The 14,493-nt window shown below is 62.9% G+C and carries 11 protein-coding genes, 2 tRNA genes and 1 pseudogene; 10 read left to right on the forward strand and 4 right to left on the reverse strand.

Translation table 11 applies throughout. The annotated features are described in order from the left end of the window. Positions 1 to 465: 465 nt before the first annotated feature. Both ACZ0AV_RS16285 and ACZ0AV_RS16290 read left to right on the forward strand, forming a co-directional pair. A pseudogene (locus tag ACZ0AV_RS16285) lies at positions 466 to 726 on the forward strand (HAMP domain-containing protein); the annotation flags it as partial. Continuing rightward, entirely contained in the window at positions 700 to 1,584 is an 885-nt protein-coding gene (locus ACZ0AV_RS16290) for a methyl-accepting chemotaxis protein (protein WP_499153379.1), read from the forward strand. The pseudogene ACZ0AV_RS16285 and the gene ACZ0AV_RS16290, both read left to right, overlap by 27 nt. Before the next feature lie 85 nt (positions 1,585 to 1,669). On the opposite strand, the gene ACZ0AV_RS16295 is transcribed toward ACZ0AV_RS16290, so the two are convergent. Next, positions 1,670 to 1,756, reverse strand: a tRNA-Leu gene (locus tag ACZ0AV_RS16295). A gap of 83 nt (positions 1,757 to 1,839) precedes the next feature. After that, positions 1,840 to 1,926 (reverse strand) — tRNA-Leu (locus ACZ0AV_RS16300). A gap of 202 nt (positions 1,927 to 2,128) precedes the next feature. On the opposite strand from ACZ0AV_RS16300, the gene rnr reads away from it, so the two are divergent. The 7 genes from rnr (at position 2,129) to dnaB (ending at position 9,155) form a co-directional block, all read left to right on the forward strand. Continuing rightward, positions 2,129 to 4,624, forward strand: coding sequence for a ribonuclease R (gene rnr / locus ACZ0AV_RS16305; protein WP_499151991.1), 2,496 nt, complete (start codon positions 2,129 to 2,131; stop codon positions 4,622 to 4,624). After that, the gene (gene rlmB, locus ACZ0AV_RS16310; RefSeq protein WP_499151992.1) at positions 4,621 to 5,370 is read left to right on the forward strand and encodes a 23S rRNA (guanosine(2251)-2'-O)-methyltransferase RlmB; all 750 of its coding nucleotides are present in this window, start codon (positions 4,621 to 4,623) and stop codon (positions 5,368 to 5,370) included. The genes rnr and rlmB overlap by 4 nt, the downstream gene beginning before the upstream one ends. A gap of 203 nt (positions 5,371 to 5,573) precedes the next feature. Then, positions 5,574 to 5,996: a 30S ribosomal protein S6 gene (gene rpsF / locus ACZ0AV_RS16315; protein WP_042553836.1), complete on the forward strand. Its 423-nt coding sequence runs from the start codon at positions 5,574 to 5,576 to the stop codon at positions 5,994 to 5,996. 28 nt (positions 5,997 to 6,024) lie between these two features. Then, a complete protein-coding gene (rpsR, locus tag ACZ0AV_RS16320) occupies positions 6,025 to 6,255 on the forward strand; it encodes a 30S ribosomal protein S18 (RefSeq protein WP_003246847.1) in 231 nt (76 codons plus the stop codon). A gap of 33 nt (positions 6,256 to 6,288) precedes the next feature. Then, complete coding sequence (locus ACZ0AV_RS16325; protein WP_499151993.1) at positions 6,289 to 7,176, forward strand: YybS family protein; 888 nt, start codon at positions 6,289 to 6,291, stop codon at positions 7,174 to 7,176. Between the two features lie 22 nt (positions 7,177 to 7,198). After that, positions 7,199 to 7,645: a 50S ribosomal protein L9 gene (gene rplI / locus ACZ0AV_RS16330; protein ID WP_499151994.1), complete on the forward strand. Its 447-nt coding sequence runs from the start codon at positions 7,199 to 7,201 to the stop codon at positions 7,643 to 7,645. A gap of 115 nt (positions 7,646 to 7,760) precedes the next feature. Then, positions 7,761 to 9,155 carry a replicative DNA helicase gene (gene dnaB, locus ACZ0AV_RS16335; protein WP_042553839.1) on the forward strand — a complete coding sequence of 465 codons (1,395 nt, stop codon included), beginning with the start codon at positions 7,761 to 7,763 and terminating at the stop codon, positions 9,153 to 9,155. A gap of 6 nt (positions 9,156 to 9,161) precedes the next feature. On the opposite strand, the gene ACZ0AV_RS16340 is transcribed toward dnaB, so the two are convergent. Continuing rightward, positions 9,162 to 10,973: a sensor domain-containing diguanylate cyclase gene (locus tag ACZ0AV_RS16340; protein WP_499153380.1), complete on the reverse strand. Its 1,812-nt coding sequence runs from the start codon at positions 10,971 to 10,973 to the stop codon at positions 9,162 to 9,164. A gap of 250 nt (positions 10,974 to 11,223) precedes the next feature. On the opposite strand from ACZ0AV_RS16340, the gene ACZ0AV_RS16345 reads away from it, so the two are divergent. Next, positions 11,224 to 13,551 carry a YgiQ family radical SAM protein gene (locus ACZ0AV_RS16345; RefSeq protein ID WP_499151995.1) on the forward strand — a complete coding sequence of 776 codons (2,328 nt, stop codon included), beginning with the start codon at positions 11,224 to 11,226 and terminating at the stop codon, positions 13,549 to 13,551. Positions 13,552 to 13,699: 148 nt separating this feature from the next. Here the strand turns inward: ACZ0AV_RS16345 and ACZ0AV_RS16350 are convergent, their stop codons facing one another. Beyond that, entirely contained in the window at positions 13,700 to 14,425 is a 726-nt protein-coding gene (locus tag ACZ0AV_RS16350; RefSeq protein WP_499151996.1) for a class I SAM-dependent methyltransferase, read from the reverse strand. Positions 14,426 to 14,493: the final 68 nt, after the last annotated feature.

Here is a 14,493-nt window from a genome sequence, read left to right on the forward strand (position 1 = left end):
GCGGCTGTCGCGCCGCGGGCCATGTGGGATTCCGATATTCCTGCGTTGTCGGAGTTCGCCCGGCGAGCACAGCGTAACCCCAATGTGCTGTTCGTCATCTACGACGACGCCGAAGGCAACCATCTGACCCGTTATCTCAATCGGCAGAACGAGCAGGTCAAGAGCCTGCTCGAGAAGGGCGCGGGCGAGCGGGCGCTGGACAAGGTGATCGACGCCGCCAGGCGCGATTCGGCGGTGTATTTCGTGGAGGCCGGTATCAGCCCCAGCGGGGTGGAGATCGGCAGGGTGCTGATGGGCGTTTCAACGGCGGCCATCGACGCCGAGCTGGCGGCCATCGACTCGCGCTTCGAGGCCTTGCTGGCCAGTGGCGGACAACTGGTTGCCGATAGCCTGGCTGGCGCGTCCACCGCCAGTGCCGGTGCCTTGTCGGCGCGCCTGGCAGTAGCCCAGCAGGCGGCTCAGGGCATGTCCGCCAACACCAGCGCCGCGGTCGATGCAGCGGCCGCTAACCTGCGCTGGCGCATCGGCCTGGGGCTGGCTGTAGTCGGTTTGGGTGTGCTGCTGGCCCTGGCGATTCTGCTGGGCCGCCGCGTGGTGGTGCGTCTGCGAACGCTGATCAGTGCGCTGGACGACCTGGCGGCGGGCGAGGGGGACCTGACCCGGCGTATCGACATCGACAGCCGTGACGAGGTGGGGGAGATGGCGTCGGCGGTGAATCGTTTCGTCGCCAAGTTGCAGCCCATCGTCCGCGAGGCGGGCGAGGTTGCCGTGCGTACCGGCCAGGAAATCGGTGCGCTGACCGCGCGCAGTGCCGCTGCCGAATCGGCGGCCAAGCGGCAGCGCGACGAGGTGGCGGCCAGCCTGCAGGCCTTGGCGGCGATGGCCAATGAAGCGCAGGCCGAGAGTCGCGCCATGCAGGAGGCATTGCAGCGAGTCGGGGCGATTCGCCAGGCGACCCAGGAAAACGCCACCATCGCCAACCGCGTCGGCAGCTCCATCGAGGAGCTGGTACAGCGCGTCGAGGCCGGCTCGGCGGTGATCGAGCGTCTGGCGCAGCAGAGCGAGCAGATCGAGGTGGTGCTGACCGTCATCCGCTCCATCGCCGAACAGACCAACCTGCTGGCGCTGAACGCGGCCATCGAGGCGGCGCGCGCCGGTGAGAGTGGACGCGGCTTCGCGGTGGTGGCCGATGAAGTGCGTGCGCTGGCCAGCAAGACCCAGCAATCGACCGGTGATATTCAGGCGCATATCGTGGCCCTGCAGCAGGGGGCTCGCGAGGCGGTCGGCGCGATCGGCCAGGCGGGCCAGCAGGCCGATCAAGGCCTGGCGGCGTTACGCGAAAGCGAGCGAATTCAGCAGGCTGTACAGCGATCGGTCGAGGACGTGCACGGTGCGATCAATGCGGCGACCCAGGCTGCAGCTCATCAGGCTGCGGGTGCCGATGCGGTGCGCGGGCGGGTGGAGGTCATCCTCGCCGAGGCCCAGTTGGCGGCTGGGGCGGTGGCGGCCACGGCCAACAGCGGTCGGGTGCTTGACGGCCTGGCGGGACAGTTGAAGGCCAGTCTCGGGCAGTTCAAGGTCTGAGGCGTGCTCACCTGCCTGTCCGGCGGGTGAGTGCGGTTTCCTGCAGGCAATAAAAAACCGAGCCATTGGCTCGGTTTTTTGAATATGGTGCCCAGGAGAAGACTCGAACTTCCACGACCTTGCGGTCACTGATACCTGAAACCAGCGCGTCTACCAATTCCGCCACCTGGGCACTGCAGTAATGTTCACCGTTGCCGGTACGGATCATTACGTCCGTTATTTGCAAAGTAGGTTATCACGCTACTTCACGAAATTTGGTGCCCAGGAGAAGACTCGAACTTCCACGACCTTGCGGTCACTGATACCTGAAACCAGCGCGTCTACCAATTCCGCCACCTGGGCACTGAAACGGATGATTGCTCATCTATTCCGTGTTACAACGTCTGCTCGACGCTGTGGGCGCGAACTATACGGTCGTGCTTTTACCTTGTAAACCCCCGGCGGCGAAAAATTATTCGCGTGGAAAGCTGACCCGGAGGGCGCTTTCGCGCTTCAATAGACACATGGCAAAACCGACTCTAATAGATAAGGTGAACAGGTTCTAATGGCCGATTGGCAATCCCTCGATCCCGAGGCCGCTCGTGAAGCGGAAAAGTATGACAACCCCATTCCCAGCCGCGAGCTGATTCTTCAGCATCTGGCTGAGCGCGGCTCGCCCGCCAACCGTGAGGAGCTGCTCGACGAGTTCGGGCTCAGCACCGAAGAGCAGGCCGAGGCGCTGCGTCGCCGACTGCGCGCCATGGAGCGTGACGGTCAACTCATCTATACCCGTCGTGGCACTTATGCACCGGTCGACAAGCTGGACCTGATCCTCGGTCGCGTCAGCGGCCACCGCGACGGCTTCGGCTTCCTGGTGCCGGATGATGGCAGCGATGATCTGTTTCTCAGCCCGGCGCAGATGCGCCTGGTGTTCGATGGCGACCGTGCCCTGGCGCGGGTCTCCGGCCTCGACCGCCGTGGCCGCCGCGAGGGCGCCATCGTCGAGGTGATCTCCCGGGGTCACGAGACCATCGTCGGGCGTTATTACGAAGAGAGCGGTATCGGCTTCGTGATTCCCGACAACCCGAAGATCCAGCAGGAAGTGCTGGTCACCGCTGGCCGCAATGGTGGCGCCAAGCAGGGGCAGTTCGTCGAAGTGGCGATCACCCACTGGCCCACGCCGCGCTTCCAGCCCCAGGGCGACGTGACCGAAGTGGTCGGCAACTACATGGCGCCGGGCATGGAAATCGACGTGGCGCTGCGCAGCTACGACATCCCGCACGTGTGGCCCGACGCCGTGGTCAAGGAAGCGCGCAAGCTCAAGCCGGAAGTCGAGGAAAAGGACAAGGAAAACCGTGTCGACATGCGGCACATCCCCTTCGTCACCATCGACGGTGAGGATGCGCGGGACTTCGACGATGCGGTCTATTGCGAGAAGAATGGCAGCAACTGGCGCCTGTTCTCCGGCGGCTGGAAGCTGTATGTCGCTATTGCCGACGTATCGCATTACGTGAAGGTCGGCTCGGCGCTGGATGCCGAGGCGCAGGTGCGCGGCAACTCGGTGTACTTCCCGGAGCGCGTCATTCCGATGCTGCCGGAAGAGTTGTCCAACGGCCTGTGTTCGCTGAACCCCCAAGTCGACCGCCTGGCCATGGTCTGCGAGATCACCATCTCCAAAACCGGCAAGATGGCTGACTACAAGTTCTACGAAGCGGTGATCCACTCCCACGCCCGGCTGACCTACAACAAGGTCAGCGCCATGCTCGAGCAGCCCAAGAGCAGCGAAGGCAAGGCACTGCGCAGCGAATACAAGGAGGTGCTGCCGCACCTCAACCAGCTGTACTCGCTCTATCAGGTGCTGTTGGCGGCGCGCCACGAGCGTGGCGCGATCGATTTCGAAACCCAGGAAACCCGCATCATCTTCGGTTCCGGCCGCAAGATCGCAGAGATCCGCCCAACCCAGCGCAATGACGCCCACAAGCTGATCGAGGAATGCATGCTGGCGGCCAACGTGGCCACCGCTGCGTTCATGCAGAAGCACGGCATTCCGGCGCTGTATCGCGTGCACGACGGTCCGCCGCCGGAGCGCCTGGAAAAACTCAAGGCATTCCTCACCGAATTGGGGCTGTCGCTGCACCGTGGCAAGTCCAAGGATGGCCCGTCGCCCAAGGATTACCAGGCATTGCTGGAAAGCATCCGCGACCGCCCGGACTATCACCTGATCCAGACCGTGATGCTGCGCTCGCTGAGCCAGGCGGTGTACAGCGCCGACAATCAGGGCCACTTCGGCCTGAATTACGAGGCCTATGCCCACTTCACCTCGCCGATTCGTCGCTACCCGGATTTGCTGATCCACCGCGCCATTCGCAGTGTGATCCGCTCCAAGCAGGACACGCCGCACGTCCAGCGTGCCGGCGCAGTCAGCATGCCCAAGGCGCGCATCTACCCGTACGACGAGCCGGCTCTCGAGCAGTTGGGCGAGCAGTGCTCGATGTCCGAGCGCCGTGCCGATGAAGCCACCCGTGACGTGGTCAACTGGCTCAAGTGCGAGTTCATGAAGGACCGCGTTGGCGAAACCTTCCCAGGCGTGATCACCGCCGTGACCGGTTTCGGCCTGTTCGTCGAGCTCAAGGACATCTACGTCGAAGGCCTGGTGCACGTCACCGCCCTGCCGGGCGATTACTACCACTTCGACCCGGTGCATCATCGCCTCGCCGGTGAGCGCAGTGGACGTAACTTCCGCCTTGGCGACAGCGTGTCGGTGAAGGTCATGCGCGTCGATCTGGACGAGCGCAAGATCGATTTCGAAATGGCCCAGGGCGCCGACGATACGCCGCAGACACGCAAACGCGGTGACGCCGGCAGAGACAGCCGTGGCGGCAAGGGTTCACGTGGTGCGTCAGGCAGTAATACCGACGTGCAGAAAAGCCGTGACGTGAAGAAGGCCCTGCTCGCCGAGTCCAAGTCGCCTGGCAAGGGCGCGGGCAAGGCGGGTGACAAGGGTGGCAAGCCGCCGAGCCGCCACCGCAAGGGGCCGTCGAAGAGCAAGGCCAAGTCATGAGCCAGCTGGAAAAGATCTACGGCATGCATGCCGTGGAAGCGCTGTTGCGCCATCATCCCAAGCGGGTGAAGCAGATCTGGCTGGCCGATGGCCGCAGTGACCCTCGCGTTCAGCCGCTGCTGGAGCTCGCCGGGCAGGCGCGCGTCGCCGTTGGCCAGTGCGAGCGTCGCGAGATGGACGCCTGGGTCGAGGGCGTGCACCAGGGTGTGGTGGCCGATGTCAGTCCCAGCCAGGTGTGGGGTGAGGCGATGCTCGAGGAATTGCTCGACCGTTGCGAAGGTCCGCCGCTGCTGCTGGTGCTCGATGGCGTGACCGATCCGCACAACCTTGGTGCCTGCCTGCGCACTGCCGATGCGGCCGGTGCGCTGGCGGTGATCGTGCCCAAGGACAAATCCGCGACGTTGACCCCGGTGGTGCGCAAGGTGGCCTGCGGTGCTGCCGAAGTGATACCGCTGGTGGCCGTGACCAACCTGGCGCGCAGCCTGGAAAAACTCCAGCAGCGCGGCTTGTGGGTAGTCGGTACGGCGGGCGAGGCCGAGCAGGAACTGTTCCAGCAGGACATGACCGGCCCGACCGTGTTGATCATGGGTGCCGAGGGCAAGGGCATGCGACGCCTGACGCGCGAGCATTGCGATTACCTGGTGAAGCTGCCGATGGCGGGCAGCGTCAGCAGCCTCAACGTGTCGGTCGCCACCGGCATCTGCCTGTTCGAAGCGCTGCGCCAGCGGCGTGCGCTCAAAGGCTGAAACAATCGGCGGCATTATGCCGGCGATCAGCTGTTCAAAAAATCGCCAAATCGCCTTGCGTGCGCCAGGGGGCTTCTCTAGAATGTCGCCCCTTGCCGTCACGGCAGGCGCGTTCGCGCCCCTTCGTTTCAGCAAGTCAACAGTGTCATTCACTCCTTGCCTGACCGCATTTCGCGGCAGGCTACAACCCGTAAGGAGCATTCATGCGTCATTACGAAATCATCTTTCTGGTTCACCCGGACCAGAGCGAGCAAGTCGGCGGCATGGTCGAGCGTTACACCAAGCTGATCGAAGAAGACGGCGGCAAAATCCACCGTCTGGAAGATTGGGGCCGTCGTCAACTGGCCTACGCCATCAACAACGTTCACAAGGCTCACTACGTGATGCTGAACGTTGAGTGCAGCGGCAAGGCCCTGGCCGAGCTGGAAGACAACTTCCGCTACAACGATGCCGTGATCCGTAACCTGGTCATCCGTCGCGAAGAAGCCGTTACCGGCCAATCCGAGATGCTCAAGGCCGAAGAAAACCGCAGTGAGCGCCGTGAGCGTCGTGAACGTCCTGAAAACGCCGAGTCCAACGACGGCGATGACAGCGACAACAACGACAGCGACAACGCTGACGAGTAATCACCGGATCTATTGAGGAGCCAATCCCATGGCACGTTTCTTCCGTCGTCGTAAATTCTGCCGTTTCACCGCTGAAGACGTGAAAGAGATCGATTTCAAAGATCTCAACACCCTGAAAGCCTACATCTCGGAAACCGGCAAAATCGTTCCTAGCCGTATCACCGGTACCAAGGCTCGTTATCAGCGTCAGCTGGCTACCGCTATCAAGCGCGCCCGCTTCCTGGCCCTGCTGCCCTACACCGACAGCCACGGCCGCTGAGATCAGACTCAGACTGGATAAGAGATAGATCGCATGCGTGCCCTAGCTGAATTCGTGATGCGAGGCCGTATGCAGGCCACCCTGGTGGTGGTGGGTTCGGCCATCGTGCCGCTGCTGTTCTGGTTGAGTGCTGCTGCAGGTGCCCTGGTGCTGCTGCGCAGGGGGTTGAGCGATGCGCTCGGCATTTTGGTCTGGGCGGTGTTGCCAGCAATGGTCATCTGGTACCTCGGTGAGCCGAGTGTACTGATGGTGCTGCTGGGAACGCTGGCGCTGGCGCAGGTATTGCGCAGCAGCGGTTCCTGGGTCCGGGTGTTGATCGCCTGCGTGCCCCTCGGCGTGGTGTTTGCGCTGGTGGTGAATGTGGCGCTTGTCGGCACTCTCGAGGCTTATGCCGAGGTGTTCCGACAGGCATTGGCCGAATTGCCCGCTCAGTCCGCTGGAGGTCCCGGCGCCGAGCAGGTCCAGAGCATGCAGCAGGCTTCGCTGGTACCGTTCCTGAGCGGATTGATGACGTTTTGGATGGTGCTGGTCAGCGTCCTGTGTCTAGCTCTGGCGCGTTACTGGCAGGCATCGCTTTACAACCCGGGCGGGTTTGGAGAGGAGTTTCGCCAGATCCGCTTGCCGGTACCGCTGGCGTTGGCATTGATTGCCGGCGTGTTCCTGGCGCCGGCGTTGCTCGGCGATGCAGGATGGGCGGTTACGCTGGTCTGCATGTTGCCCCTGATGCTGGCTGGTCTGGCGCTTGGGCACGGCCTGATTGCCATGAAGCAGCTGTCTAGCTTCTGGTCGATAGGGTTGTATGTGGCGTTGCTGGTGGCGATGAACCTGATCTGTTTGTTAGCCGTTGTTGACAGTCTGTTTGATTTCCGTGGGCGCCTGGCTCGCAAGAGCGGTACGGGCCCCACGGACGGTGAAGGTTAAAAGTTTAAGAGGTAAGACCCAAATGGAAGTCATCCTGCTGGAAAAAATCGCCAACCTGGGCAACCTGGGCGATAAAGTGAACGTTAAAGCCGGTTACGGCCGTAACTTCCTGCTGCCGCAAGGCAAGGCCACTGCTGCCACCGAAGCCAACGTTGCTGCTTTCGAAGCACGTCGCGCCGAGCTGGAAAAAGCTGCTGCCGAGAAGAAAGCTTCGGCTGAATCCCGTGCTGCTCAGCTGGCCGAGCTGGAAGTCACCATCACCGCTACTGCGGGCGATGAAGGCAAGCTGTTCGGTTCCATCGGTACCCACGACATCGCTGACGCCCTGACCGCCTCTGGCGTTGAAGTGGCCAAAGCTGAAGTTCGTCTGCCGAACGGTACCATTCGCCAGGTTGGCGAATACGACGTAGCCGTGCACCTGCACAGCGATGTCGAAGCGACCGTCAAAGTGATCGTAGTAGCTGCCTAATCGGGCTACTGCGCGGGCTTGCACTCAGGTGCATTCCCGCTAACATCGGGCACGGCATTGCGAAAGCGATGCCGTGCCTTTTGTTTTTCAACGCATGTATTCTTTCCAGGCTCCCATGAACGACATCAGCATCACCGAACAGTACGACCTGCAAACCTCCGCCCTGAAGGTGCCGCCGCACTCGATCGAGGCCGAGCAGGCAGTGCTTGGAGGGTTGATGCTCGACAATAACGCGTGGGAGCGGGTGCTGGACCAGGTGTCCGATGGCGATTTCTACCGTCACGATCATCGCCTGGTGTTTCGCTCCATCCACAAGCTGGCGGAGCGCAACCAGCCGTTCGACGTGGTCACCCTGTCCGAGCAGTTGGACAAGGAAGGCCAATTGTCTCAGGTCGGGGGCATGGCCTACCTGGGCGAGCTGGCGAAAAATACGCCGTCGGTAGCCAACATCAAGGCCTACGCGCAGATCATTCGTGAGCGCGCCACGCTGCGCAAGCTGATCGGTATCAGCAACGAGATCGCCGACAGTGCCTACGCGCCTGAAGGCCGTACCGGCGAAGAGATCCTTGATGAAGCCGAGCGGCTGATCTTCCAGATCGCCGAAGCGCGGCCGAAGACCGGCGGGCCGGTGGGTATCAATGACATTCTGGTCAAGGCCATCGACCGTATCGACGAGCTGTTCAATAACGGCGATGCGATCACCGGCCTGTCGACCGGTTTCTCCGACCTGGATGACCTGACCAGCGGCCTGCAGCCGGCTGACCTGATCATCGTCGCCGGCCGTCCTTCGATGGGTAAGACCACGTTCGCCATGAACCTGGTGGAAAACGCGCTGATGCGCAGCGACAAGTCGATCCTCGTGTATTCCCTGGAAATGCCCTCGGAATCCATCGTGATTCGTATGCTCGCGTCCCTCGGGCGTATCGATCAGACCAAGGTGCGTGCCGGCCGCCTGGATGATGACGACTGGCCGCGGCTGACCTCGGCGGTCAACCTGCTCAACGACCGCAAGCTGTTCATCGACGACACGGCCGGTATCTCGCCGTCGGAGATGCGCGCACGCTCCCGGCGTCTGGCTCGCGAGCACGGCGAGATCGGCCTGATCATGGTCGACTACCTGCAATTGATGCAGATCCCCGGCTCGAGCGGCGACAGCCGGGTCAACGAGATTTCCGAGATATCGCGCTCGCTCAAGGCGCTGGCCAAGGAATTCAACTGCCCGGTGATCGCGCTCTCGCAGCTCAATCGCGGCCTCGAGCAGCGGCCCAACAAGCGCCCGATCAACTCCGACTTGCGTGAATCCGGGGCGATCGAGCAGGACGCCGATATCATCATGTTCGTCTACCGCGACGAGGTCTATCACCCCGAGACCGAGTACAAGGGCGTCGCCGAAATCATCATCGGCAAGCAGCGTAACGGCCCGCTGGGCACGGCGCGTCTGGCATTTCTCGGTAAGTACTCGCGCTTCGAGAACCTCGCGCCGGGCAGCTACCAGTTCGAAGACGAATAAGCCGAGCTACGCGCTGCCATACACCGCGGTGCCCGAGCGCCCGGCCGCTTTGGCCTGGTAGAGCGCCTGATCGGCCGCCTTGTACAGGCTGGCGAACTGTTCGGCATGCTGCGGATAGAACGCCACGCCGATGCTGATACTCACCGTCAGCGCCTGGCCCGTGTAGTCCACCGGCCTGGCCAGTTCGGTAAGCAGGCGCTCGGCAACGTCATGCGCGTAGTCGTGTGCATCCGCCCCGCTGATCAGCACGGCAAATTCGTCACCGCCGAGCCGCGCCACCGTGTCGCTGGCCCTGACGTGCTCGCGCGTGCGCCGTCCGATGTGCTGCAGCATCAGGTCGCCGGCGTCATGGCCGTAGCGGTCGTTGATTGGTTTGAAGTGGTCCAGATCGATCAGCAGCAGCGCCAGGTTTTGCTCCGTTTGACGAGCCTCATGCACCGCGCGCTCACATTGCTCGATCAGGTGACGGCGATTGGGCAACTCGGTCAGCGAGTCATGGAAGGCGGCGTGGCGCAACTCCAGTTCGCGCTGGGAAAGCTGCAGATTGGTCGCTTTCAGTTCCGCGGTGCGCTTTTCCACGGCCAGTTGCAGCTCGTCGGCGCTGGCCTGCACATGTGCCAGGCGCGCGGTTTTTTCCTGGTCGGCCTGTAGCAGCGCCTCTGCGCGCTGGTTCTTCAGTAGCTGGATGCGGTACGCCAGGGCGAAGGAGAACAGGATCGACTCGGCCGCCACCGCAATCGGAAACACGTAAGTGCTCCAGGCGGCCGGCTGGATCACGCCGGTGGCGCGCAACAGCAGCAGGTTGATGCTGGCCAGGATCATGCCGTACCCGCAGAAGTACAGACAGGCGGGAAAGTAACCCTGGCGCCAGCGCACCAGCGACGCCCAGATGGCAGACGGAATGGCGGTGAATGACAGCAGCACGAAGATCCACGCGCCCACCGCGCGGTGACCGAGCGCATCGGCGATCACGGCGACCCCATACAGCGCGCAACTGACGCTCAGCAGATGATGAGCCCAGGGGACGTGGCGACGCGTATGCAGCAGGGTCTGGGTAAAGCGGCAGGCACCGAAGCCCCACAGCGCCGGCAGACTGATGCGATCAAGCCAGAACGGCACCGCCCCATTCGGCCACAGATACTGGAAGCCGTGACCGGTCATACCGAGGATCATCAGCAGCGCGCCGGTAGTGGTGACCACGTACCAGAAATACGCCGAGTCGCGCAGGGCGAGAAAGATGAACAGGTTGTACAGCAGCAGGGCGGTGATTACCCCGTAGATCACCCCCAGCCAGAGGTTCTCGTTGGCCGCCAGCTCGTTCAGGTCGTTGAGTTGCCAGACCTTCAGCGGGAAGGAGTTACCCGCAGGGTCATAGCTACGCAGGTAGAAGGTCAGCGGTTGCTCGCCAAGCGCCGGCAGCTGGAACAGCAGCCGGCGGTGGGCGTGGTCGCGGCCTTCGTCGAAGGCCACCGCTTCGCCCGACCGGCGCTGGCTCCAGCCCTGTTCGCCGTCAGGCAGGAACAGCTGCAGGTCGAGCAGGCTGACGGCCGCGACTTCCAGCCACCACTGGGCTGGTGCGGCTGCGCCGGCCTGCAACGTGACCTTTATCCACCAGGGGCTGGGGCTCTGGCCGACGCTGGCCTTGCCCTGAGCCGCCACGAAGCGCTGCTGCACGGCAGGGTCTGCCATGTCGTCGATGCTCAGGCGGGCACCTGGGTCCTCGAGCAGCTCCACCTGCGGATTGAGCGCCAGGCCGCTGCTGTCGGCGTGCAGGGTAATGGCCTCGGCCCGAGCGGTGAGGCTCAGCCCGAAAAGCATCCACAGCGAGATCAGGATGATGGTTAGCCGCTGCAAGCGCGGACTCCTTGGCGGACGTTGCACGACCAGGTTGTTGTGCGGTGAGAGTATACCGAGGCGGCGAGAATTTGATGACTGCGCTGCAATCATTTGCATGCCGTCGGATAGTCCGCTGCGCTACAGCTTTACCCCAGTGGTACAGTCGGGTTTGGTTAAAATTTGTGCTATATTCCGCGCCCCGTGAAATTCCTGATCAAAAACGGTTACCGCCATGCAAGCCGCCAAGCCGCTGTTCGACTATCCCAAATACTGGGCCGAGTGTTTCGGTCCGGCGCCGTTCCTGCCGATGAGCAGGGAGGAGATGGATCAGCTCGGCTGGGATTCCTGCGACATCATCATCGTCACCGGTGATGCCTATGTCGATCACCCCTCGTTCGGCATGGCGATCATTGGCCGGCTGCTGGAGTCCCAGGGCTTTCGCGTCGGCATCATCGCCCAGCCCAACTGGCAGTCCAAAGACGACTTCATGAAGCTCGGCGAGCCGAACCTGTTCTTTGGCGTGGCGGCCGGCAACATGGATTCGATGATCAACCGCTACACCGCCGACAAGAAGGTCCGCTCCGACGACGCCTACACGCCAGGCGGCCTGGCCGGCAAGCGCCCGGATCGTGCCAGCCTGGTGTACAGCCAGCGCTGCAAGGAGGCGTACAAGCACGTGCCGATCGTGCTTGGCGGCATCGAGGCGTCGTTGCGGCGCATCGCCCACTACGACTACTGGCAGGACCGCGTGCGCAACTCGATCCTGATCGATGCCAGCGCCGACATCCTGCTCTACGGCAACGCCGAGCGGGCCATCGTCGAGGTTGCCCAGCGCCTGTCCTACGGCCAGAAGATCGAAGACATCACCGACGTGCGCGGCACCGCATTCATTCGCCGCGACACGCCGAAAGACTGGTACGAGGTCGACTCCACGCGTATCGACCGGCCGGGCAAGATCGACAAGATCATCAACCCGTACGTGAATACCCAGGACACCCAGGCCTGCGCCATCGAGCAGGAAAAGGGTGCGGCCGGCTCAGGCAACGTCGAGGACCCCAACGAAGCCAAGGTCGTGCAGATCCTCGCCAGCCCGAGGATGACCCGCGACAAGACGGTGATCCGTCTGCCTTCGATGGAAAAGGTGCGCAACGACCCGGTTCTGTACGCCCACGCCAACCGCGTGCTGCACCTGGAAACCAACCCGGGCAACGCCCGTGCGCTGGTGCAGAAGCATGGCGAGATCGACGTGTGGTTCAACCCGCCACCCATCCCGATGACCACCGAAGAGATGGACTACGTGTTCGGCATGCCGTATGCCCGCGTCCCGCATCCGGCGTACGGCAAGGAAAAGATCCCGGCTTACGACATGATTCGTTTCTCGGTGAACATCATGCGCGGCTGTTTTGGCGGCTGTACCTTCTGCTCGATCACCGAGCACGAAGGCCGCATCATCCAGAACCGTTCGGAAGAGTCGATCATTCGCGAGATCGAAGAGATCCGTGACAAGGTGCCGGGTTTCACCGGGGTGATTTCCGATCTCGGCGGGCCGACCGCGAACATGTACCGCATTGCCTGCAAGAGCCCGGAGATCGAGTCCGCGTGCCGCAAGCCGTCCTGCGTGTTTCCCGGCATCTGCCCGAACCTGAACACCGATCACTCCTCGCTGATCCAGCTGTACCGCAGCGCCCGCGCCTTGCCCGGCGTGAAGAAGATCCTCATCGCCTCCGGCCTGCGTTACGACCTGGCGGTCGAGTCGCCGGAGTACGTCAAGGAGCTGGTCACCCACCATGTCGGTGGCTACCTGAAGATCGCCCCGGAGCATACCGAGGAAGGGCCGCTCAACCAGATGATGAAACCGGGCATTGGCAGCTATGACAAGTTCAAGCGCATGTTCGAGAAGTACTCCAAGGAAGCGGGCAAGGAGCAGTACCTGATTCCGTACTTCATTGCCGCCCACCCGGGCACCACCGATGAAGACATGATGAACCTGGCCCTGTGGCTCAAGGGCAACGGCTTTCGCGCCGACCAGGTGCAGGCGTTCTACCCGTCGCCGATGGCCACCGCCACGGCCATGTACCACTCGGGCAAGAACCCGCTGCGCAAGGTCACCTACAAGAGCGACGGCGTGACCATCGTCAAGAGCGAGGAGCAGCGCCGTCTGCACAAGGCGTTCCTGCGTTATCACGACCCCAAGGGCTGGCCGATGCTGCGTGAAGCCTTGCTGCGCATGGGCCGTGGCGATCTGATCGGTGATGGCAAGCAACAGCTGATTCCCGCCTACCAGCCGAAGACCGACGAGTACCAGAGCGCGCGCCGCAAGAACTCCACGCCAGCCGGCAGCAAGAAGGTCGCTGGCAATGGGGGGGGCAAGCCGGCTGCCGGACGCATTCTCACCCAGCACACCGGCCTGCCGCCGCGCGGCAGTGACGGCAGCAAGCCCTGGGACAAGCGCGAGCAGGCCAAGGCCGCCGCCGAAGCGCGCAACCAGCAAGCCGCTCGTGAGCGCGCAGGTGCGGGCAAGGGCAAAAAACCGGTGAAAAAGCCCGCTGTGCCGCGTTAAACGGTTGGCTTAAAGGCGCAAGCGGACGCTCACCCCGTAGGGTGGATGACGCTTTTTCATCCACCATTGCGATCGCAGAGCGGTGGACGGGTGAAGCGTCGTCCACCCTACGAAAGGCTGTTGCCGCTTTTTTTGCGGTCGCGCAGGCTCAGTCGACGCTGAAACGGCAGGTCAGATAGCGATTGCTCGGGCCATAGCGCAGGATCGAAGCCAGTCGCTTGAACAGATACAGCGGGTGCTGGCGGTAGTAGGCCAGCACCGCATTGCCGACGCCTTCCGAGCGATGCTGACGGGCGGCTTTCTCGGGGCGCTTGAACAACCCGGAAAATTCCCAGCGCTGGATCTGTTCGAAACGCTCGCGCGGCTTCAGGCCGTGGTGGCGGAACAGTGCGAAGAAGCTGCGTGGGCTGAAATCGTGCAGGTGATGGGGGTTGCCATCCAGCGTCGGCGTGGTCGGTACCGAGGCGATGATGCGCCCGCCCTCCGCCAGCAGGCTGGCGTAATTGTCGATCAGGCGCACCGGGTCGGGCAGGTGCTCGATGGTTTCCAGGCTGACGATGCTGTCGAAGCCCTCGGCATCGGTGAAGGTTTCCGCGTTGGCACACAGGTAGCGCAGGTTGGCGAACGGGTAGTTGGCCTGGGCATAGGCGATCGCCTCGGGGTCGATGTCGATGCCGGTGATCTGCTTGTCCGGATGCTGTTCGGCCAGCAGCGCACTGCCGTAGCCGCAGCCGCAGGCCATGTCGAGCACGCGCTGGCCTTGCAGCGAGCGGCTGGCGAACGCGTAGCGCTGCATGTGCAACTCCAGGGTCGCCTGGTCGGCCGCCAGCCTGTCATCCATCTTCAACGGGTAGATACGTTCGAGGGTGTGCACGGCTGGCCTTCCATGGAGTGAGGTCGCGAAAATATAAAGCAGTCGCGAGCGCTTGTCCTGGCGCAGTC

This window comes from Pseudomonas sp. AC532, assembly GCF_979258965.1.